Below are 256 nucleotides of genomic sequence, written 5' to 3' on the forward strand. Positions count from 1 at the left end.
GGATCAGGCTAATGGCACAAGTGCGGCCGTAGCGAATGCTCTATCAATAATTGCAGATAACCTTGGGATTCTAAAATTATTTTTCGATGATGTGGCTGAGGGAGTTGGATACTTTGCTTCTAAGTTCTCTGATATTGACCACAGCATATTGAATGCTTTAAGAGATACACTTACTCAAGTTTATGAAAATATTAAGCAAAATATTAAGTATGTCATTGAGTTTAGTGAGACTGTATGGAGTGCCTTTACTAGCGCT

1 protein-coding gene is annotated in these 256 nt (G+C 37.5%); it reads left to right on the top strand.

All coding sequences use genetic code 11. The features are described 5' to 3' along the window. Window positions 1-256: hypothetical protein (locus KVT45_RS55430; protein WP_217562736.1), on the top strand; the 256-nt coding region annotated here is incomplete at both ends.

The sequence above is a fragment of the Streptomyces sp. GbtcB6 genome, from assembly GCF_019091475.1.
Classification (GTDB): domain Bacteria; phylum Actinomycetota; class Actinomycetes; order Streptomycetales; family Streptomycetaceae; genus Streptomyces; species Streptomyces hyaluromycini.